Origin of the sequence: Protofrankia sp. CiP1_Cm_nod2 (genome assembly GCF_920664355.1) — a bacterium.
Taxonomy (GTDB): domain Bacteria; phylum Actinomycetota; class Actinomycetes; order Frankiales; family Frankiaceae; genus Protofrankia.
This window is the reverse complement of record NZ_CAKKTL010000002.1, coordinates 11,654-32,933: the sequence shown is the minus strand read 5'-3', so window position 1 is coordinate 32,933 and position 21,280 is coordinate 11,654. Positions and strand designations below refer to the sequence as shown.

The window sequence follows — 21,280 nt, the reverse complement described above, 5'->3', positions numbered from 1 at the left end:
GGCGGGCGATCAGGTCCGTGATCCCGTCAGGCGGCCGGCACGCCGTCCAGCATCTTGGTCACCCTGCGGGAGGCGAACTCCGGGTGGTCGGCGACGTTGGTGGTGCCGCCGATCTCCGGCTCGTGCCGGCAGAGCAGAACGCCGTCCCTGGTGGGCACAAGATCTGGTTCCACGAAGTCGGCGCCCAGCCGGGCCGCCAGTTCGTACGAGGCCAGGGTGTGCTCCGGACGGTAGCCTGACGCGCCGCGATACCCGATCACCAGCGTCGGCCGGCACCGGTTGCCACCGGAGTCAGCCGACGCCGCGCCCGCCGAGGCGCCCGAAGCCGTCGAGACGACGGTGGTGGCGGCAAGCGGGGCCACCGGCGATACCCGCAATCACGGAACGGCGGTCCACGCATACTCCAGCGCAATGGCGGCGACTTTCGCCGGCGGCACGCATCGCACAGCAAACCGACAGGAGAAAACGAGCACGCAGATCATGTGTTACCTGTCGCCGTCGGTCAGCCGTCGAACTGGTGAACCCGTCGGCCGGAAAGCCGGCACCGGCATCGGACCGGGGCGGGCCGGCCACATCTCGCACGGGCGGTCGCTGGTTTCGATGTCGATCGCGTTCTTGACCTCCGGACGGTTGAGGGTGATCCAGGCGACCGGCCCCTGCTTCTCGTAGCGGGCTTTGTCCGAGCGGCTTATCGGATACCTCGGAGAGCGTACGGCCGAAGATCGAATATCATGCGGTCGTGAACGCGCACGGTGACACCGCCGATCCTGACCGGCGGGTGGGAAGCGCGGCTGGTGTCGCGTGTGCCGGCGCTCCCGGCGCGGGGAGGACAGAGGCCGCTACCGCCAGTTTGCCTACTGTCGTGGATGTTGTCACGGCACATCTGCCCGGTCTGCGGGTCCACTCGGTCGAGCGCCTGGGTGAGGGACTCGACAACATGGCTTACCTGGTCAACGGTGAGCTGGTCGTCTGGAGTGACGCCGCGCTCACCGACCCCGCCTATGACATCGGCCTGCTCTGCCGTGACCTCGGGGACGCGGCGCTGACGGCTGCCGTCGACAGGCTCCGGCCCGTCCGCGACCAGATGTTCTCCCTGCGAGAACGGGCTGTCTGCTACGCACGCTGCAGCGTCCTTGAGGACTTCGCGTACGGCCTGGAGACGGGGCGGCAAACCTACACCAACAGGGCCCTCGCCGCGCTGGACCGGTTTTTCTTGCCATAGGACGCGTGGGACGCTCTGCCGCTGCCGGCGATATCGCTGTCGCGTGACGCCGCCGGCGGGGTCCGCGGGGCTGGGTGCGTGGGGCTGGGTGCGTGGGCGGGGGGACATGCTTGCCTGAATCAACTATTTGGTCGAACCATTGAAAACATCGATCTTATGCTACTAAGATCCGGTCATGCTTGCGGCTGGGGTGAGCCACCTGTCGTCCGACGTTTCGGCCCGGCCCGCACGGCCGAAACGAATGCGCGTTCAGGTATCCACGACGAAGCGGAGGTTCTGATGGTCGGTGTGGAGACAGACACGGCTACGCTCACGGTCTACGACCGGTACGACGCTGAATCGATCAGGAGGTTTCGCGAGAAGGGCTGGTGGCAGGACGGCTCGGCCGCCGCCTTACTCGATCGGTGGGCGGACGCGACACCAGCTCGCCGGTTCGTCTCCGACGGCACCACCGAGCTCGATTATGCCACGGTCCGTGAGCGTGCCCATGGTCTTGCCGCCGCGCTCCTGCGCCGCGGGGTCCGGCCTGGTGACCGGGTGGCCGTCCAGCTGCCGAACTGGTCCGAGTTCGTGGTCTCCTACCTCGCGCTCGCGCGGCTCGGCGCGGTCACAGTACCGATCATGACCGTGTACCGGCACACGGAGATCGCCCACGTCCTGCGCAACTCCGGCGCGGTTGCCGCGATCACCACCGGGGCCTTCCGCGGCTTCGACCACGCGGCGATGTTCCGCGCGCTGCAGGCCGAGGCCCCGGCCCTCGGAACCCTCGTGATCGCCCGTGGTGACGCGGCCCCGGACGAGCTGACGTTCGCCGAGGCCACCGCCACCATCCCCGGCCCGGACGAGTTCGGCCCGTACCCGGAGCCGGACGTCCCGCACGTCATCGTCTACACCTCGGGCACCGAGTCCACGGCGAAGGGCTGCGTGCACACCTGGAACACGCTGGACTTCTCCGGGCGCGGCCTGGCCCGTGACGTCTTCCAGCTCACCGCCGAGGACGTCATGTTCATGCCCTCGCCGGTCGCGCACGCCACCGGGCTGGTCGTCGGTGTGCTGGTCCCGCTGGCCGTCGGCGCCGAGACGCATCTGCTCGACATCTGGGAGCCGAACGAGGGCCTGCGCCGGATCGAGCGGTACCGCACCACCGCCACCGCGACCGCGACCCCGTTCGTCCGGATGGCGCTGGACGCGGCACCGGAGGCGAAGCGGGACCTGTCGTCGATGCGATTCTGGCTCTGCGCCGGCGCGCCGATCCCCGAGACGCTGGCCCTGGAGTTCGAGCGGACCTTCAGCAACGGTGTGCTGATGCCGCTCTACGGCTGCAGCGAGCTGATGGCGGCGACCTGCTGCCACCCCGGCGACCCGATCGAGCGCCGCGCCGGCTCGGACGGTTCCCCCGCGCTCGACGGCATCCAGATCAGGCTCGACGGCCCTGACGGCCCGGTCGGGCCCGGCGAGGAGGGTGAGATCACCTACTGGGGCCCAGGCGCGATCCTCGGCTACTGGCGTGATCCCGAGCGGACCGCGGCGACGATCGACAGCGGGGGCTGGCACCACACCGGTGACCTCGGCCGATTCGACGCCGACGGCTACCTGCGGGTGACCGGGCGGCTCAAGGACATCATCATCCGCGGCGGCACCAACATCAGCGCCGCCGAGATCGAGGGGTACATCGTCGCGCATCCCGACGTCTCCCAGGTCGCCGTCGTCGCCTACCCGGATGAGCGTCTCGGTGAGAAGGCGTGCGCCGTCGTCGTCCCGGTCAAGGGAGCGTCACCCACGCTGGAGGACATCACGAACTTCCTGCGCGTCGAACGCCGGATCGCCACGCAGAAGCTGCCCGAACGGCTCGTCCTGGTCGACGAGCTCCCGATGACCGCCACCGGCAAGGTCCAGAAGTTCCGGCTCCGCGCGCTGGCCCGGGGCGAGTCCTGAACCATGGAGCTCACCCTGGTCCCGCACGCGGGCCCGGACGGGTATGGGCGTGCCGCTGTGGGAACACCAGGGTGTGTCGTTCACGTTGGCCAGGGCCAGGGCCAGGAGCATGGGGCAGGTCGGCGGCGTCGCCGGGCCGGGGGCGCGCCGCCGTTCGTCCGGCTCGGTGAACGCCGTGGTCAGCGGGGCCGGCGCGATCAGGGAGGGCGGCGTATGTTCGCCGCCCGTTCCCTGCCCGTCTCGGGCAAGCAGCAGCGCCGGTGCCGAGGTCAGGCGGACGCGAGCCTGGCCAGTGTCGCGATCGTCTCCGGCACGCCGGCGGTGACGGCCGGCCCGATCTGTGGGCCGAGGGTGTCCGCGGCCGGGCCAGTGATCTCGATGCGGTGGGTGATCCTGGTGCGTCCGTCAGCCAGTGGCTCGAGCCGGTGGATTGCCCGCAGCACGATGCCGCCGAGGTTGGCTTCGTCGATGAACGAGCGGTTCTCCTCCACCTCGACGAGGGTGATGATCACCGGGTCCTGTCCTTTGGGGGTCAGTTTTCCGGTGGTACCGGGCACAAACGGCCCGTCCAGTGCCAGGCCGACGATTCCCGTGTCCCAGATGCTCCAGGAAGCGGTATCTACGTAGAGTTTCCACACGGCCTCGGCGGTGACCTCCGCGGTTGCCGAGTGCTCGTACTCCCACATGATCCGGTGTCCTCTCCACGGTCGGATTCGTTGGTTGTTCGGTGCGTCGGGGCACATGACCTGACTGCGGTCGCGACAATTCATCCGGCGAGATCGCCGTCGTGGCTCCCGCCGGACTGTCCGAACCACCGGAGCGCGCTGGCGGGAAGAATTGCCGAACGGCTCTCGGTGGATCGAGACAGAAACCGTCGTGTACCGACGGATCAATGATGCCGACAAGGTCAACATAATTCGGTTGCCCGCCCCGGTCAAGCGGTGCCGGTCACATGACAGTGCTTTTCGGGCCCTTTGCGCAGGGGAATCATCAAAACCGCGCAATCCGCGCGGGCCGGCGCACCATTTCTTTGATAATCGTCAGACGGGTTTCGGTGCGGGGGTACATCGGCCCGCCGCGACCGCTCGCTCGCCGCCCCAAAGGCCGAGAGGCCGACCGGCAGCCCCGTGTGTCCGTGGCCATGAAAAAGTCCTCGTTGTTGGCCAGGTAGAGGTCCCCGCGGGTGGCCAGGTGGGGTACCTGCTGGTGGCCGTGGTGTGGTCCCGGTTCCTCGTGGGATGTCGTGTCTGTCGGGAGCGTGAGGCCCGGTCAGCGCGCGGAGGATTTGTTCAGCTTCTCGAGGATTTCCGTGCAGTAGTCGCGGGCGTTCTGTCGCATGCGCGCGCTGACGGCGCCCGTGGGGCTGGTGGCCAGTGGCTGGCGGACCTTGTTCAGCACAGCGAACTTCGGTCGCCACGCGTTCGGGTCCGCCGGCCCGAGAACGGGCTGGAAAAGCTCCCAGTAAAGCTCGATGAAGAACCAGAGCTCCGAGGGCGTGGCGAAGTCCAGCAGATCGGCGCTGGCCAGCGGGCCGAAGGAGCGGGCCTCCTGTTCCCGGGCCTGCCGCAGATGGGCCAGGACGGGGGCGCTCGACGGCTTCTCCCGCTCCACCGCCGCGTCCCACGGATCGTCGAACAGCGTGCGGAACGTGGTGTCAACATGATCTCGGAGGCTGTCGGTCGCGTCTGACCAGAGTTCCGAGGTGTCGGTGGTCCTGGCCTGCAGGCGAAGATAGTCGGAGAAGTGTGCCGAGAAGGCGCGGTAGCCGCTGTCGAACGGTACCAGTATTCCGGTGTTGGCGAGTTGGAGGAGGTCCCGGACCTTCGCTTTCAGCTGGGGCCCGAAAAGAATCTCCAGGAGCAGGTCGAGCCGGCCGTCCTCGGAGAGGAGCTTGCACAGGTCGTCGTAGTAGTTGGTGAAGGGATGGAACATTTTCTGGGTGATCAGCGCCCAATCGACCTGGCCCGTCCGGGCAATCATGAAACATGCCTCCGACAGCGCCTGGCTCGACAGCCAGGGATGACCGCCGGTGAGTTCACGCAGCGCCGTCAGCACGTCGACAACGTTGATCTTGACGCCGCTGTCGACCGCCCGCCCGACGAGCTCCGCCAGCTCGTCGTCCTCGAAACACCGGACCGGAATTTCCTCGAAAAGGTGAGGGAGGTTCGAGCCGACATTTCCCGCCTGATCGACGATCTGTTGCAGCTCCCGTCTGGACGTGGTGACCCAGATGACCCGTACATCCTGCTCGTTCGTCAGCGCGCGGAGCACATCGAAGGCGTATTTCGGATCGTCGAAGATCTTGCGGGCGCTGTCGAACTCGTCGAGGACGACAATCACCCGCCAGCCATGCCGTCTCACCAGGCGCAGGGTTTTCTTGGCGTCCATATAGAACTCGTCCCATTCCCGCCCCGGGTCGAGTGCCTGGCGCATCGCCGCATCCAGGGGGTCGCGTAGTCTGCTGTCGCGCAGCCCGCCGACTTTGCTCAGATCGTCGTATACAAGTTCCAGTATCGTGCGGATGAGATCGGTGAGTCCGGTGCGGTCCGCGAGAGTGATCCAGACGGGGATCACCTGTGGCGCGTCGTGCCGTGCCGTGGACGTCATCAGTGTTTCCCAGGCCAGGGAGGATTTTCCGGTCCGAGGCGGGCCGACCAGCGCTGCCGAATCTCCCTCGGCCGAGTGGACGACGCGTTGCAGCAGGCGGGCCCGTTCGTCATGGCGGCCGACGAACCGCTCGCCGAAGACGATGCCACCATAGCTGTACGGGTTGATCAGAGTACCCATGATCACGACCGGCTCGCGTAGTTGACCTGAAGCCAACGCGCGAAAAGCCCCACCCGTATCCGCCAGCGGTCGGGCGGAAGCGGTTCGATGACGTCGCGGAGTTGAAGATCATCAAGGATGAGGCGGACATCCCAACCCAGCAGGCCGGCTTCCGGGGTGGTCGGGTCGAGATAGCGGCTGGCGCCGAAGCCGCGGCTGCACGCCAGCAGCGTGTCGATCACCTTTTTCGGTGGAATGGCCGACAGCCGGACGTCACCGGGATTGAGCAGGTTGTCGAAGTCGGTGGTGTCGTGCAACGACGCGACCAGGTCATCCCGAACGGCCTTCACGTCGGCCGGCCCCACATACATGCGGCTGCCCCGGTTGAGGTAGTTGACCAGCCGCTCGCAGAACTTCTGGATGTAGAACGGGTTGCCGGCCGTCAGATCGAGGATCATGTCCACAGAGTTGCCCTGGTAACGTGTCGGCCCCTGCCGGCCGCCGATCCGGATCGGGTCCTCGATAAGCTTCCTCGCGTCCTCCCGGGAAAGGTAGTTCACCCGCTCGACCCGGCTGACCTGGAACTCGTTCGGATAGTTCCGCATGAACTCCTGGGTGAGGTCCTGGCCGATGACGAGGGCGCTGAAGTTGCCTTGTTCGAGCAGGCCCTTCCAGGCTTTCATGAACGTGTCCGGCAGGTTGCGCTTCCGGATTTCCTCGTAGATGTTCGTGAACTCGTCGATGAGCAGGACGAAGCGCACGTCCGCTAGGTCGTCAAAGCGGGTGAGCCAGCGCTGGACCAGCTTCATGAAATCGATCAGGGCGCCCTGCGGAAGCTCCCGGATATCGGCCAGCCGTGGCTCCGGGACGTCGAGCGGAATACCACGTCCGACGGCCAGCTTCTCGACCGCGTCGTACACGGTGCGGGCCACTCGGAAGAAGAAGCTGGCGAAGCCGTGGTTGTCGGCGCCGAGGTCGGCGATGATGTCGTTGATACTGAACGACACCGGGACGATGGGCAGGGTCAGGCGCGGCTTGAGATGGTCCGAGATACTGGTCTTGCCAGTTCGTTTCTGCCCGTAGATCACGATGCTTTTAGTGCCCGTGTGCTGGATCGCCTCGGCGAGTTCGGCGATGAGGCTGTCCCGGCCGAAGAGCATGTTCGGATCCTTGACCGGGTGCCCGGCGCTGTACGGGTTGGCGAAGCCCTTGAAATCGTCCTTCGAGTAGAGCTGGAGCCCGTGCAGGGTCTCTTCGGAGACGACTTCGTGCCCGGTACGGGTCACAAAGGACACCCGGGTGCGCAGGGTGACCACGTGCTCGGAGCGCGCCGCCGGTGCGACGACTATCGGAATGGTCAGTGGTTCCGACTCGCCCGCGCCGAGCGCCTCCGTGACGGGGAAGTGCCGCTGCTGCGCGGTGTACACGTCGTCCGGGCCGAGTAGCAGTTCCAGCCGCACCCGGCTCGCCGGGCTGTGACCGAGCCGGTTCTTCACCGCGAGTTGCACACCGACCGCGCCGTCGTCCGGCAGCGACACGTTGTCGACAATAAGGTGGGTGTCGAGCTCGTTCGGCTCCGCCGCGCTCTCCACCTCGGCGAAGTGGTCGCGTACGGCCTTCCGCAACCGGAGGACATACGGGAGCAGGCCGCCGATCGTCAGCTGGGTCCGGTTCTCCTCGGCCAACCGGACGAGCTGCCGGCAGCTGTCGTCGGTCTTTTTGGCGAGACGTTCCTGCTCGAGATATTTCTGCTGCGCGGTGTACTCGCGTACGACGTTCAGCAGGTCCGCCGCGTCCCGCAGCAGCCGGCTCTCGAGCGCGGTGGGGCTGCTCTGCTGGATGCGGTCCAGGGTGTTCTTCTGCTGGCCGAGCGTGCTCAGGTCGCCGGCCTGTTCGTGGAGAAAGCGGAAGTTCTGGTCGGTCTCCTCGGCGCGCCGTTTCAGCACGTCGATCGCGGTCAGCCAGGCGTTGACGAAGTCCTCTTCGTCGCGCCCGGTCTGCGGGAGCTCGATGCCGATGTCCTCCCGCAGCCCGTCGAGAACCTGCGCCCGTAACGTCTTCGTGTAGGCGGCAGCGTTGACGACCAGTTTCTGGAGGTCGACGCTTTTCGCTGTCACCGGCAGCAGCGACGCCAGCAACTGGCGCCTGGAGGTGCGGAGCGCGGACTCGAGGGCCTCCCGCAGCGGCGCCGGGTCGAGCACATCGCCCGGACTGCTCGCGTAGAACGTCATCAGGAACTGGCGCAGCTTCACCCCGAGCAGGTCGGCCTCCCATTTCGGGCTGACCGTCAGCGCCTCCTGGTAATAGGTCCGGATGGCCTCGAACGGTTTGTGGTCCGCCGCCATGGCGTCGCCCATCGCCGCGCTGTAGAACCGCAGATTGCTCCGGATCCGGGAGAGGTCGTCGGAACCGATGTCGATAAGAATCCGGGCCGCCGAAAGGTTGGCGCCGGCCCGGTCGTGGGCACGGGCGTCCTTGGCCCGCTGCCGGGCGAAGCTCTCGGCGCGGTCGACGTCACGCAGCTCGAACTGTTTCGTCGACTTCTTCACGGCGTCCACCGAGTCGTACTCGCACCGGTCGAGGTCGAAACTGAGCACCGGGCTGAAGCTGTCGTTGCGGACATCGGCGAAACCGGCCTTGACCATGGCGTCGACCTCGCTGTACACGCCGGTTTTGCGTGCCTGTACCAGCGTGTCGAGCAGGCGCTTGGCCGAGGCGTCGTCCGGCGCGATCTGCAGGCTCTGCTCGAGTTTCCTCTCGGCCTCGTCGTACCGGCGGTCCCGGGCGTAGACGGTGGCCAGCCGGTTGAGCAGCGGCGGGTGGTTCTGACGCGGCGTACGGCCGAGCATGGCGGTCAGCCGCTCAACGGCCTGGTCGATATTCCCCGAATGCGCGGCGATGTCCGCCACGACGTTGTCGAACTGCGTGCGGTTGGCGACCTCGTGCCAGGACTCGTAGTCACGCAGCACCGCCAGCGCCTTGTCGGAGCGGTGTATCTGGTGCAGCAGAGAGGCGAGATTCTTGGCGGCGCTCTCGGGGCGGTCGTCGGTCTCGATCGCCTGTCGATAGAAACGTTCCGCGGCGGCATAGTCACGATGCAGAAGTTTGGCGCGTTCCGCGAGCGCGAACGGGGTGTTACCGGACGGCACCGCCGAGTGCCGGCTCTCCGCGACCCATTCCTCCTCGAGCCGTTTCAGGGCGGCGTTTGCCGGGTCGAGAGCGATTGCCTGCCGGATCAGGTTGATCGCCTGGCCGTGCTGCCTGTGCCGGGCGAACTCCTCGGCCTGTTCCTGGAGGCGTCTGGCGTCCCGGACGTTCTGCGGTACCGCGACCGGCGCCTTTCGCTGTGCCCAGCCGGATGCGGCGCTGGTGCGGCGCCGGCCGGCCCCGGACGGGACGAGCACCGGCCGCGCGGCCTCGACCGGGATGCCGGCGAGCGCCTCCGCGGCGGCGCGGTCACGGTCGGCGGGGCCGGCGGCGATGGCCAGCCGGCGTTGCAGCTCCGGGCTCACCGGAATGGACGCCTCGACGACGACGTAGCCCACCCCGTTCGCGAGCGAGCCGTTCATGCCCCGTCCCGCCGCGACCACGGTGTCGGCGACATGACGGAGCAGGCCGAAGGCCCGGCCGCTGACGACGAGTTTCAGCATCATCAGCCATGCCTGCGGATCGTCGGCCGGCGATGTGCGTGCGAGATACGCGGCCAGTGAATGCCGCGCGGCCGCCTTGTCACCGGTCAGCAGATGATAGGCGGCGAGGTCACACAGGGCCGGCTCATATTCGAGGGCGACCGCTTCCGAGAATTCCTCGCCGCACCCCGCGACATCCTCCCGCTCATACAGCAGGGCGCCGAGAAGCGCGTGTCCCTCGGCCAGGTAGGGATATTTGGCGAGCAGGTCGCGGATGCCGGCGGCACAGTAGTCGATACGTTCGTAAAGGTTGTTCCTCGTGGCGTAGGCGTAGCGGCTGCGGGCCTGGTCCCACCGTTTCCGCACATCGTTCACCAGTACGGTCTCGAGGTCGTAGTAGAGCTTCAGGTCCGGCAGCGACTGGAAGTCCGGGGCGGCGGGAACGAGCTGCGCGTCCTGCACGTCCGGCGCGAGTTTGGCATGCAGCTCCCGCAGGAGGTCGAGATGGGCCGCGGGCGCCTCGGCACCGGGCGTCTCGGTACCGGGCGCCTCGGCGTGCGGCGGGCTGGCGGTGGCCACCCGTCCCGGCGGCGCCGGAGCGGTGGGGGGTTCCTCCGGCGTCGTCGGCGCTGTTGGCGCCGTGCCCGGCGGCGTTGAGACCTCGGATGCCACTGGTTCCGCCGCTACCACCGCCGTTGGCGGCGCGGCGAGCCCGTTCGGGGACGGAAACGACGCCGCTGGTGGCAACGGAGGCGACGAGCTGGCCGCCGGCGCGAGGGAGCCCGCCCCGGCAGGCGCCGCCATGACCGGCGCCGCGCCGTTGGCCGTGTTCTCCTCGGTCTGGGCCGGGCTGTAGTCGATCTTTTCGATCGTCTCGGCCAGGATGAGTGATTCACGCTGGTCGACCTCGACAACGAGGCAGTCGTCGTCCTCGACGGCGAGGAGCGCGCCGATCACGGTTTCGCCGCTGCGCAGTTTGACCGTGAGCACCGCGCCGAGCGGTACCCGCCGCCGAATGATCGAGAGTTTCACAGCTACCCCCGGACATCGTGTCAGTCGCCCGGGGGACGCATCCTGGCGCCCCCGACGCCATAACCGTGCCGATGCGCAGGCTGGCCGAGTGTAGCATCAATCCGCAGCCCGGCTGCCGGCCGGTGAAGGCCCAGGGCGGGCCTGGGTCCTCGGCACAGCAGAGGCCCAATGGACGGGCAATGGAGGGATTTTGCCTTACCATATCCGTGTCAGCCTGGGGTCCGGCCCCGACGACGAGATAACACAACTCGACCTCGACGACCGGGAACTCGAGGAACGTGTCCTGGCGCCCTACCGGGCGGGTCGTCCGATCTTCCTGTGCGGCCGGAACATCTTCCCGGAGATGATTGATCGGCTCCGTATCAACCGGACGGATCTCCCGGCGAAAAAACTGCTCTCGCTGGTACACGCCGACCCCGTCCGCAGACCCTACGCGGGAACAACCGCGGAGGAGGTCGTGGCCCGCTGGGGGCGGGACGTGACCGACGAGATGATCGCCTGGCCGGCGTCGCTCACGGTCGCTTCGGCCGGCACGGCCGCCCCGAGCACACCGCCCGCCCCGAGCACACCGCCCGCCCCGGCGGCCCTGGCCGGGGCGGGCGGGCCGGATCCGCGGGCCGTCTTCGTCGTGCACGGCCGCAACACCGCGGCGCGGGACGCGATGTTCGCCTTTCTCCGGGCGGTGGGCCTGCGGCCGCTCGAATGGAACGAAGCCGTGCGGGCGACGGGCCGCCCGACCCCGTACATCGGCGAGATACTCAACGAGGCGTTCGCGTTGGCACGGGCGATCGTGGTGCTGCTGACCCCGGACGACGACGCCCGTCTCGCCCCGGCGTTCTGGCGCCCGGACGAGCCTGCCCACGAAAGGGAGTACACCGGGCAGCCGCGCGCGAACGTCCTGTTCGAGGCCGGCATGGCGATGGCCATGGACGCGCGGCGCACCGTCCTCGTCGAAGTGGGGAAAGTGCGGCCCTTCAGCGACATCGGCGGCCGCCTCGTCCTGCGGTTGAGCAACGACAGCCAACGTCGTCAGGAACTGGCCCAGCGACTGGCCGCGGCCGGCTGCCCGACCGATCTCGGCGGCGTCGACTGGCATTCCGCCGGGGATTTCGAGGCAACCGTCGCACCCCGGCCACCGGCCGTGGGCGCCGTCCCGGTGACCTGAACCCCCGCAGCGGCCCGGACCGAGACGGAACGTCAGCCGGGGCGGGCCGGCGGAAACGACGTGCGGCCACGGTTACTCGGCTGTGTTCTCTCCCGGTGACGCTTCGGATGCCGGCCCGGCGATATCGGTGTGGGCTCATGACTGGATCGACATAATCTGTATGCTGATGTTCTGGTCAGCTCCGTCGGTGGTTTCGGCCGGTCAGGGGTGTCGCTTGTACGGGGGTGGGCTCTGCTCGACGAGCATCTGGCGCTGGGCGGCGCGGCCAGATGATCGTCGATCTTATGTTTCGATTGTCCTGCTGTTGATTGAACCGGGCTGTACGGGATTCCCGCGGCAGGCGCCGCGGGCGGAAGAACTTCTGTCTCCCGCCGGGATCTCCGGTCATCCGGTCGGAACTGTTCTGATCGACATCTCCGACGGTAGTGTGGGAAATGCAGAGCGTGACCTTGCTCTGCTGGCATCCCACGATTCAGCGGGCGGGCCGGCACGTCGGACCCGGTTGCCCGGCGCGGGTAAACACTGATTCCTTGGGGAACTCGATGACTACACCTGAACAACCGGACCGCGGCCAGTCGCCGGGTTACGGGGACCAGCCCGGTGCGACCGGTCCTGGCTACCAGCCGGCTCCGGGGTATCCGCCCGGCTACCAGGCCGGTCCCGAGTATCCGCCAGGCTCCGGTTACCCACCGGCTCCCGGGTATCCGCAGCCCGGCTACCAGGCTGGTCCCGAATACCCGCCGGGTCCCGAATACCCGCCGGGCTCCGGTTACCCACCGGCCCCGGGGTATCCGCCGGGTCCTGGTTACCAGGCCGGTCCCGGTTATCCACCGGCGCCTGGCTATCCCGTCCCGCAGGGCTACGGCCAGGGAGCGTACGACCCGTCGGCCCCGTTCGGGCGCCACCCGGTGACCGGTGAGCCGTACTCGGACAAACAGAAGCTGGTTGCCGGGCTCCTGCAGATTTTCCTGGGTGGAGTCGGGGCCGGGCGATGGTATCTGGGGAATACCGGTATCGCGCTTGCCCAGTTGTTCACCTGTGGTGGGCTCGGGATCTGGGCGCTGATCGATGGGATCATGATCCTCACCGGCAACGTCCGTGACAGTTATGGCCGCCCGCTCCGCGACTAGCGCGATGATCGCATACTGTCGCCGGGCTTTCCGGAAGCTTCGTGAGTGTTGTTCTTCCGGCGGCGCTGGGACGGCATCCAGGTCGCGGGAACCGTGGCGTCCGGACCGGGACGACGTCGGTGGTCACCGTACTGGGAGCCGTACGGGCAGGACTGCCGCCCGTCAGTGGCTGATGCTCAGCGCGCCGTTGTGCGTGCTGGGCGTCGGCTATCTTTTTGTCGCCGACCCGCATGATCCAGATGTGGTCATGCCGATGTGCCCGACAAAGCTTGTCACGGGGTTCGACTGCCCGGCGTGCGGAGGTCTTCGCCTGGTCCACGACCTGCTTCACGGCCAGGTACGGGCCGCGGTGCATGACAACCTTTTCGTGCTGCTCTGCAGCCCGCTGCTGATATATCTGCTCTGGCGGCAGGCGCGCGCGGCCGCTCTGGGTGAACGGGCGCGCGTTCCCGGACCGCTTGCCTACGGCCTGGCCGGCGCCGCGCTCGTCTGGATGGTTGTGCGTAACCTGCCCGGATGGCCGCTGACTCCGACGTCCACCTGACTCCTACGTCCACCTGAGCGGTGGTGACGTCCTGTGACAGCCCACCTTACCGATGCGCCATGAGGCGGCCATGGGGCAGGAGCGCCGGCTCATGATGTTCGGGCTCTCGCGGCGGCACAGGTGATCGACGATGTCATGCGCCCCGCGTCCTTCCGGGTGGATGGTTCGGATCGGCTCATGCTTTGAATATGCGAACCTTATTAGGATCGTAGCGTGCCACACGAACAGCGGACAGACGCGGCCGCACCCGGCCGGACACAACCGGCACCGCCGTCTCCGGACGGACCGGCCCCGCCGGAGACGGCGGTCTCGCCAACGGAACGGGACCTCGAGGTTCTGCGGTACGTGCCGCTGCTGGCGGCCTACTTCCAGCGGGCCCGTTCGGAGATGCCGCCCGCGCTCCAGGAGATCTTCAGCAGGCGCCGGCTCACCGCCCGCCACGGCGCGGTCCTGACCCAGTTGCTGACCGGGCAGCAGCTCAGCGTCACCGAGTTGGCGGGACGGCTGGGCGTGACGCTGTCGACTGCCAGTGAGCTCGTCGGCAACCTCAGCGACGCCGGCCTTGTCGAGCGTCAGGAGGACCCGGCTAATCGCCGCCGCACCCTGGTCTCCCTCCAGCAGGAGTACCGGCCGGCCGTTCTGTCGTTCATCGCTATCCGCGCGGCGCCACTCCTGCGCGCCATGGCGAGCCTCTCCCCCCGTGACCGCGCCGGCTTCGTCGCCGGCCTGGCCGCCTGGGGCCGCGAGGCGCAGCCCTGATCCACCGCCGGGCCGAGGCCCGGCGGCGTGGTCCCGTCGTCCCGGACGGGGCCGGTTTCGATATGCCCTCATGGACGAAGGCGGTGTCTTCGACACGGCTCCGGACGCCGACGACGAGGACTCCCTCAGCACTTCGATCACCCCTTCGTGGCCGCTCGCGGTGATCATGGGCCAGGCAGCGCCAACGGTACGACGGCAACGCCGTCACGCCTGCGGTAGGCATGCTCGCCCGCGTAGATGACGACAGCATCGATCAGGTCTTCTCCGATCCGGTCGTGAAGCCATCGGAGGTGCCTGGTGTCGGCGTCCTCGACCCGGTCGGCCAGCTTGACCTCGATCCCCACTACTCGGCCGTCCGCATGCTGGACTATCAGATCCACTTCGTGGTCGTTGTTGCGGGTGCGCAGGTGTCCCACCCGAGCCTCAGCAGCCTCGGCGTAGGTGTGGATGCTGAGCGCGGCAAGGTGCTCGAACAGCGCACCGAGGATCGTGCCCGCTGACAGCTCTGTGCTGCCCTGCTCGGCTCGCAGCAGCGAGGCGGTATCGAGTCCGAGCAGTCGTGCGGCCAGAGCGGGGCCGGCCAGATGGTGCCTGGGGGACTGGCCGAGCCGGTCCAGGTGGTTCCGGCTGGGGATCCACGGCGCTATCGCATCGAGCAGCCACAATGAGGACAGAGCGTCGCGATAAGCGAGCGTCGTCCCGCTGGCTGGCTTGTTCGCCAGCCCAGCGGTAGCCGCGTCGAGGATCAGTGACCGGGCGGCGAACCAGCGTCGACCGCACGGCGCACGTGGTCCCACATCTCGGGAAGGCGCTGCCACTCGTCCACCAGCACCGGCCCGGGCAGACGGGTCAGAATCGACGGGTCGGCGGCCACGATCTCACGCTGAGCGGGAAGACTGAGGTCGATGACCGATCCGGCACGCCGCATCGCGGTCGCGGTCTTGCCGACCCCCTTCGGCCCATGGATCGACAAGGCGCGAAGATGCGGCTGAAGCTCGTCCAGCGTGTTGTCGATGATTCGACGCCGATAGTCGATCACACGACTACTCTACCAATTGCACACCATCTAGTATCCCGATCGCATGGTCGAACCTGGCCCGCCCGGCTCGACCGTGCCCGATCCCGCGTTGCCGGGCGTCCGATCGGAGACCTTGCCGAGCCGTGGCCAGAAGCGAGCCGTGGCCAGAAGCGAGCCGTGGCCAGGAGCGAGCCGTGGCCAGGAGCGAGCCGTGGCCAGGAGCGAGCCGTGGCCAGGAGACGGCGAGATGCTCAGCGGAAGGCGAGGCGGTCGGGGCCGTCGATGCGGACGATCTCCCGGCCCAGCGGCAGCAGCGAGACCGGGATCAGTTTGAAGTTCGCGAGCCCCAGCGGGATACCGATGATCGTCAGGCACAGCAGCAGGCCGGTCGTCAGATGGCCGAGTGCCAGCCACCAGCCCGCGAACACGATCCACAGCAGGTTGCCGAGCAGCGACGGCGCGCCCGCGTCACGGTGGTCGACCACCCGGCGGCCGAACGGCCACAGGGCGAAGTTGGCGATGCGCAGCGAGGCGATCCCGAACGGAATAGTAATGATCAGGACGAAACAGATCAGTGCGGCGATGACATAGCCCAGTGCCATCCAGAACCCGCACAGCACCAGCCATATCAGGTTCAATATCAGACGCATACCTCCCATCCTCCTCCTTGAATCCGGGACCGCACGACCGAGCAGCGGACACTTCCGCCGCGGACGGACCGACGAAGGGACTGGAAAGCTCATGGCCGAGGCGGCCCCGTACCGCATCGAGATCCCGGACGCCGACCTGGACGACCTGCGTGACCGGCTCCGCCGGACCCGCTGGCCCGAGCGCGAGACCGTCTCCGACTGGTCCCAGGGCATCCCGTCGGAGTACCTGCGCGAGCTGTGCGCCTACTGGGAGCGGGAGTACGACTGGCGGGCGCTCGAGCGCAGGCTGAACGCGTTCAGCCAGCTCAGGGTGAACGTCGACGGGCTGGGCATCCACGTGCTGCACGTGACCTCGCCGCATCCCGGCGCGGTGCCGCTGGTGATGACGCACGGCTGGCCCGGGTCGGTCGTGGAGTTCCTGGACGTCATCGGGCCGCTGACCGACCCGGTCGCCCACGGCGGCTCGGCCGCCGACGCGTTCCACCTCGTCCTGCCATCCCTGCCGGGATACGGGTTCAGCGACAAGCCGACCGGCCCCGGCTGGGGGGTGCCACGGATCGCCGACGCGTGGGCGGGGCTGATGGCTACGCTCGGCTACGACCAGTACGTGGCGCAGGGCGGCGACTGGGGGCGAGGGTGTCGGCGGAGCTTGCCAGCCGCCATCCGGACGCCGTGCTCGGCCTGCATCTGACCCTGCCATCGGTGGACGTCCGCGCGGCCACGGCGGAGCTGGGGGAACTCGACGAGCGGGACCAGGCCGCACTCGACGCGGGCCGGCGTTTCCGGGCGGCGGGGACGGGCTACTCGACCCAGCAGTCCACCCGCCCGCAGACCGTGGGGTACGGCCTGGTGGACTCCCCGGCCGCGCTCGCCGGCTGGATCGTGGAGAAGTTCCACGCCTGGACGGACTGCGACGGGCACCCGGAGAAGATCTTCACCCGGGACCAGCTGCTCGACAACGTGATGATGTACTGGCTGCCGGCGGCCGGCGCGTCCTCGGCCCGGCTGTACTGGGAGAGTTTCCGTAGCCGTCCGCAGGAGGCGGTGACCGTCCCGACCGGATGTTCGATCTTTCCGGGGGAGCCGGTCCGGCTGTCCCGCCGGCTGGTCGAGACCCGCTTCCGGGACCTTCGCTACTGGAACGAGCCGGCCCGCGGTGGCCACTTCGCCGCTTTCGAACAACCAGCCCTCTTCGTCGACGAACTCCGCACCTTCTTCCGCCTGCTACCGCTGCGGGTGGCTCGTGACGATGTACCTGACGGGCCGCGGTGAGCGCTGGCCGGCGTTCAGGTGTGGTAGGCGTCCCCGCGGTGGCGGATCGCGGTGACCTCGACGACATGCCTGGTGCCGTCGATGAGGTAGATGACCCGATAGGGCCCGCGTCGTGCCGACCGCAGTGGCGCGAACGGCGGGTCGAGGGGTTTGCCGACCAGGTGCGGGGCGTCGAGCAGAGGTCCGGTGACGAACTTGTGGGCGGCGGTCGCGACCTTTTCGGGCAGCGTTTCGGCGATGGCGCGGGCGGCGCCCCGGGCGATTCGTAGCCGGTATCGGCCTGCCGTCACCCGCCGCGACCGTGGCGGCGAAGGTAGCCGGCCAGTTCGTCCTCGTCGAGGACGTCACCGGTGTGGAGCTGAGCAAGCCCTTCCGTGACGGCCTGCATGAGCTCGCCGTCGGCGAGGACCGCGATGGTCTCCTGCATCGCCTCGTAGTCGTCGGTGGCGACCAGTACCGCCGCTGGGCGTCCGTTACGGGTGATCTCGAAACGTTCGTGGGTGGTCTGCGCAGCAGCGACAAGCTCGGACAGCCGAGCCCGGGCCTCGGCAAGGGGAAGCGTCGTCATGTACAGAATTCTGGCTCATCTGGGAGTACCTGACTGGGTGCACCATGTCAGCCGCCTGTGGTCCGGCCGGATGGCGGGAAGCCCTTATGGGTGACGAGCCGGTGATATAAGACTTGTCTCTATGGGTCGGGGGGAACCTGATAATGATCTCTTTGCCGTCGGCGGGCACGTGACCGCGCTCCTGGATCGACGTGTCGGCGTCGCTCCGCCGTGCCGGACGGTAGGCCGGGCACAGCCGCCGTGCCCGGTGCGCGGCATCCCCGCAGCCGTGGGACGTCCAGGCCCTCGGGGCCCGGAGCGTGGACATCCGCTCCGGGCCGGGCGCAACCGCTCTCCGAGAAAACTTCGTGCGGTCGAGTGGGGCGCGCGATCGGAGTGGCATGACTGAGAAGGACGACACGTCCGAGCCAGGCGGCCGGCCGGATCCGGCCGCGATCGTCACCCGGCAGGATTTCGCTCGGGAACTCACCTCGCTCAGGGAACGGGCCGGGCTCGGAGTGCGGGACGTGGCCAGGGCGGTTGGTATTCCGACCGGTACGCTCGGCGGCTATTTCAGTGGTCGGCATCTGCCAGCGCTGAAGCCACCCACACTGCTCCACGACATTCTACGTTCCTGTGGTGTGACCGACCCGGCCGAGATCAGCGAGTGGGCAGACGCCCTCAGCCGGGTCCGGCGGGCGCCGGGCAGACGGCCGGCCAGCGCTCCCGTCCCGTATCGCGGGCTGGCGAGCTTTCAGCCGGAGGACGCGGAATGGTTCTACGGCCGGGAGAAGCTGACCGAGGCGACGGTGGCACGGCTCACCGAACGGCCCGGCGGCGGCCTGTTCATGGTGGTGGGGCCGTCCGGGTCGGGAAAATCCTCGTTGCTGCGTGCCGGTGTCATCCCCGCCATCCGCGCCGGCAGCTCCGTGGCCGGGTCGGACCGATGGCCATGGATGCTTTTCACGCCCGGTGCGCGCCCGATCGATGACTTCGCCCGGAATCTGGCGTCCATGGCCGGGATGCCGGCGGAGGACGTGGCGGGCGTGACCGCCGATCTGCGGGGCGACCCGGGAGGCTGCCGGGATCTTCTCCGGCGGGCCCTTGCGGTGGCAGCCGGTGCCGGGTCCACGGACCGGAACGCGGATCCGCGGGCGCTCGTGGTCGTGGACCAGTTCGAGCAGATGTTCATCGAATGCACGGACCCCGAAGAACAGCGGATGTTCATCACCGCGTTGCAGGCGGCAGGCGTCGACACCGATCGTGGGGATGGCGAGAGCAATGGCGGTAGCGCGGGCCCGGCCGGCACCGGCGCGGCACCCCCGGCGCTCGTCGTGTTGGGCATGCGTGCCGACTTCTACGCGCATGCCATGCGTTTTCCCGTTCTGACCACGGCTCTGCAGGATTTTCAGATCGCTGTCGGAGCGATGTCGGAAACCGAACTTCGACGCGCTGTCCTCGAGCCCGCACGCAAGGCAAAGATCGACTGCGAGGAAGGCCTGGTCGAGCTTCTTCTTCGTGATCTTTCCCCCGCTTCCCCCGACGGTACCGCCGCACATGACTCCGGCACGCTTCCGCTGTTGTCGCACGCCCTGCTCTCCACCTGGCAGCGTGGGTCGAAGAATACGCTGAGAATTGCGGACTACCACGAAGTCGGTGGTATACGGGGTGCTATCGCCGATACCGCGGAAGAGGTCTACAGCTCATTTGACAGCACCTATCAGGGCATCGCGCGCCAGATCTTTCTACGGCTGGTCCACATTGACGACGGCACCGCGGATGTCCGCCGCCGCGTCCGGGCCGCCGAACTGCTCGACGACCGGGCCGGCAGCGACATCGTCGAGGAGGTGCAGGCGGTCCTCGACGGGTTCATCGGACGGCGGCTGCTCACCGTCGACGCGGACACCGTGGAGATCACTCACGAGGCGCTGCTGCACGAGTGGCCGCGGCTGCGGGACTGGCTGAACGCCGACCGGGCCGGTCGGCAGACACACCGTGAACTGACGATCGCCGCCTCGTCGTGGGCGGATCTCGACCGCGACTCCACGACCCTGCACCGAGGTACCCGGCTGGCTGTCGCCCGCGAATGGGCGGCCGATCCACGGCACCGCTCCTACCTCAATGTGTTGGAACGCGAATTTCTGGACGCGAGCGTCCAGCAGGAAGCGGAGGAGCAACGGGTTGAACGCCGCCGCACACGGCGGCTTTACCAGATGCTCGCCGCGCTGAGCGTACTGCTCGTTCTCGCCGGTGCGCTGGCCGGTTTCTCGCTCCAGCAACGGGCGGACGCCAAGAACCAGCGGGACCAGGCCATCTCCCGTGAGGTGGCCATCAAAGCGAACCGGATACGGGACAGCGACCCGGCCCTGGCCGCGCAGCTGTCCCTGGCCGCCTATCGGATCGCTCCCACCGCGCAGGCCCGCGCCAGCCTTCTGGACTCGTCCGCCACCGCCCCGGTGACCCGCATGCTCGGCTTTCCCGGAGTGATGCAGACAGCCGCGGTCACCGGCGACGGCAGGCTGATGGCGGCGGCGGGCGCCGACCGGACCATACGTCTGTGGAGCCTGGCCGACGTGGGCCGACCGGTTCCGCTCGGCGAACCGTTGAGCGGTCACACCGACACCGTCTTCTCGGTGGCGTTCAGCCCGGACGGGCGGACCCTGGCCTCCGGCGGCGCTGACCGGGCCGTGCGGCTGTGGGACGTGACCGACCCCGGCAGGCCGCTGTCGTTGGGCCCGTTGGCGGACGGAGGGCCCACGAACACGGTGTACTCGGTGGTGTTCAGTCCGGACGGGCGCACTCTCGCGGCCGGTGGCGCGGACAACGTGATCCGTCTCTGGGATGTCGGCGCCTCTGGGCGGCCGGCAATGCTCCTCACGATGCTGACCGGAATGGACGGATATGTGCAGTCGGTGGCGTTCAGCCCGGACGGGCGCATTCTTGCCGCGGGCAGCGCGGACAGGACGGTGCGGCTGTGGGACGTCGCCGATCCTCGTAGGCCGAATCCGCTCGGTGAGCCGTTGGCAGGACCGACGGGGACCGTGTTTTCGGTGGCGTTCAGCCCGGACGGGCACACGCTCGCGGCCGGCAGCGCGGACCGAAGTGTACGGATATGGGATGTCGGGAATCCCCGCGCTCCGGTGCTGTCGGGCCCCCCACTGACCGGTGCCGCCGGCTGGGTGAACGCGGTGGCGTTCAGCCCGGACGGGCGTTTCCTCGTCGCGGGCAGCTCGGACACCACGGTGAAGATCTGGGATTTCGCCAGCCGACGTCTCGTGGCCGTGCTGCATCATCCGGGACCGGTGACCGCGCTGACGTTCCTGACCGACCATCGCCTTGCGACGGCAGCCGCGGACGGTGTCGCACGGCTGTGGTCCGTCCCCGGCCCGGTGATCAGTAGTCTCGCCGACGTCATCAACGTGGGGTTCACTCCGGACGGCCGTTCGCTGGCTGTGGTCAGCAGCAACGCCGACAACTCCCTGGGGCTGTGGGACGTCGGTGACCGGGTCCGGCCGTCGTTGCATGGTCCGCCGGTGACCGGCCCGCCGGAGCCCAGCCGGTTCACAGGGTCGCTGGCGGTCGGGCCGGACGGGCGTACCGTCGCCGTCGGC

Annotated in this window: 13 protein-coding genes and 3 pseudogenes; 8 read left to right on the top strand and 8 right to left on the bottom strand. The window is 68.3% G+C overall.

The window, feature by feature from the left end; genetic code table 11:
- Window positions 1-35: 35 nt before the first annotated feature.
- Window positions 36-377, bottom strand: a pseudogene (locus NBW84_RS00405) (glycerophosphodiester phosphodiesterase family protein); the annotation flags it as partial.
- A 485-nt stretch (window positions 378-862) separates the two neighbouring features.
- Here NBW84_RS00405 and NBW84_RS00400 point away from each other — a divergent pair.
- The gene (locus NBW84_RS00400) at window positions 863-1,222 is read left to right on the top strand and encodes a hypothetical protein (protein ID WP_250280588.1); all 360 of its coding nucleotides are present in this window, start codon (window positions 863-865) and stop codon (window positions 1,220-1,222) included.
- 279 nt (window positions 1,223-1,501) lie between these two features.
- The gene (locus tag NBW84_RS00395; RefSeq protein WP_250280586.1) at window positions 1,502-3,157 is read left to right on the top strand and encodes an AMP-binding protein; all 1,656 of its coding nucleotides are present in this window, start codon (window positions 1,502-1,504) and stop codon (window positions 3,155-3,157) included.
- 269 nt (window positions 3,158-3,426) lie between these two features.
- On the opposite strand, the gene NBW84_RS00390 is transcribed toward NBW84_RS00395, so the two are convergent.
- The 3 genes from NBW84_RS00390 to NBW84_RS00380 form a co-directional block, all read right to left on the bottom strand.
- On the bottom strand, window positions 3,427-3,843 hold the full coding sequence (locus NBW84_RS00390) for an SRPBCC family protein (protein ID WP_250280584.1): 417 nt from the start codon (window positions 3,841-3,843) through the stop codon (window positions 3,427-3,429).
- Window positions 3,844-4,426: 583 nt separating this feature from the next.
- Complete coding sequence (locus tag NBW84_RS00385) at window positions 4,427-5,944, bottom strand: AAA family ATPase (RefSeq protein WP_250280581.1); 1,518 nt, start codon at window positions 5,942-5,944, stop codon at window positions 4,427-4,429.
- Between the two features lie 2 nt (window positions 5,945-5,946).
- Window positions 5,947-10,584, bottom strand: a complete 4,638-nt coding sequence (locus NBW84_RS00380; RefSeq protein WP_250280579.1) for a tetratricopeptide repeat protein — start codon at window positions 10,582-10,584, stop codon at window positions 5,947-5,949.
- 190 nt (window positions 10,585-10,774) lie between these two features.
- On the opposite strand from NBW84_RS00380, the gene NBW84_RS00375 reads away from it, so the two are divergent.
- The 4 genes from NBW84_RS00375 (at window position 10,775) to NBW84_RS00360 (ending at window position 14,182) form a co-directional block, all read left to right on the top strand.
- The gene (locus NBW84_RS00375; RefSeq protein ID WP_250280577.1) at window positions 10,775-11,749 is read left to right on the top strand and encodes a nucleotide-binding protein; all 975 of its coding nucleotides are present in this window, start codon (window positions 10,775-10,777) and stop codon (window positions 11,747-11,749) included.
- 542 nt (window positions 11,750-12,291) lie between these two features.
- Window positions 12,292-12,879 (top strand): NINE protein, encoded by a 588-nt coding sequence (locus NBW84_RS00370; RefSeq protein ID WP_250280575.1) that lies wholly within the window; start codon window positions 12,292-12,294, stop codon window positions 12,877-12,879.
- 172 nt (window positions 12,880-13,051) lie between these two features.
- Entirely contained in the window at window positions 13,052-13,423 is a 372-nt protein-coding gene (locus tag NBW84_RS00365; RefSeq protein WP_250280573.1) for a DUF2752 domain-containing protein, read from the top strand.
- A gap of 213 nt (window positions 13,424-13,636) precedes the next feature.
- Window positions 13,637-14,182: a MarR family transcriptional regulator gene (locus NBW84_RS00360; RefSeq protein ID WP_250280571.1), complete on the top strand. Its 546-nt coding sequence runs from the start codon at window positions 13,637-13,639 to the stop codon at window positions 14,180-14,182.
- Window positions 14,183-14,346: 164 nt separating this feature from the next.
- Here NBW84_RS00360 and NBW84_RS23945 read toward each other — a convergent pair.
- A pseudogene (locus NBW84_RS23945) lies at window positions 14,347-15,221 on the bottom strand (ATP-binding protein).
- Between the two features lie 230 nt (window positions 15,222-15,451).
- A complete protein-coding gene (locus NBW84_RS00345; RefSeq protein ID WP_250280565.1) occupies window positions 15,452-15,850 on the bottom strand; it encodes a YccF domain-containing protein in 399 nt (132 codons plus the stop codon).
- A 91-nt stretch (window positions 15,851-15,941) separates the two neighbouring features.
- Here NBW84_RS00345 and NBW84_RS23940 point away from each other — a divergent pair.
- A pseudogene (locus tag NBW84_RS23940) lies at window positions 15,942-17,122 on the top strand (epoxide hydrolase family protein).
- Window positions 17,123-17,136: 14 nt separating this feature from the next.
- On the opposite strand, the gene NBW84_RS00330 reads toward NBW84_RS23940, so the two are convergent.
- Both NBW84_RS00330 and NBW84_RS00325 read right to left on the bottom strand, forming a co-directional pair.
- Window positions 17,137-17,412, bottom strand: coding sequence for a type II toxin-antitoxin system RelE family toxin (locus NBW84_RS00330; protein ID WP_250280559.1), 276 nt, complete (start codon window positions 17,410-17,412; stop codon window positions 17,137-17,139).
- Entirely contained in the window at window positions 17,409-17,690 is a 282-nt protein-coding gene (locus tag NBW84_RS00325; protein WP_250280558.1) for a type II toxin-antitoxin system Phd/YefM family antitoxin, read from the bottom strand. Before NBW84_RS00325 ends, NBW84_RS00330 begins: the two co-directional genes overlap by 4 nt.
- A gap of 380 nt (window positions 17,691-18,070) precedes the next feature.
- Here NBW84_RS00325 and NBW84_RS00320 point away from each other — a divergent pair.
- On the top strand, window positions 18,071-21,280 hold a 3,210-nt coding region (locus NBW84_RS00320; RefSeq protein ID WP_250280556.1), incomplete at its 3' end, for an nSTAND1 domain-containing NTPase.

What these genes read in the sequence shown, in the direction of transcription:
- NBW84_RS00345 (WP_250280565.1), bottom strand. Translation starts at nt 15,850, where the DNA reads ATGCGTCTGATATTGAACCTGATATGGCTGGTGCTGTGCGGGTTCTGG.
- NBW84_RS00390 (WP_250280584.1), bottom strand. Translation starts at nt 3,843, where the DNA reads ATGTGGGAGTACGAGCACTCGGCAACCGCGGAGGTCACCGCCGAGGCC.
- NBW84_RS00325 (WP_250280558.1), bottom strand. Translation starts at nt 17,690, where the DNA reads ATGACGACGCTTCCCCTTGCCGAGGCCCGGGCTCGGCTGTCCGAGCTT.
- NBW84_RS00385 (WP_250280581.1), bottom strand. Translation starts at nt 5,944, where the DNA reads ATGGGTACTCTGATCAACCCGTACAGCTATGGTGGCATCGTCTTCGGC.
- NBW84_RS00365 (WP_250280573.1), top strand. Translation starts at nt 13,052, where the DNA reads ATGCTCAGCGCGCCGTTGTGCGTGCTGGGCGTCGGCTATCTTTTTGTC.
- NBW84_RS00370 (WP_250280575.1), top strand. Translation starts at nt 12,292, where the DNA reads ATGACTACACCTGAACAACCGGACCGCGGCCAGTCGCCGGGTTACGGG.
- NBW84_RS00395 (WP_250280586.1), top strand. Translation starts at nt 1,502, where the DNA reads ATGGTCGGTGTGGAGACAGACACGGCTACGCTCACGGTCTACGACCGG.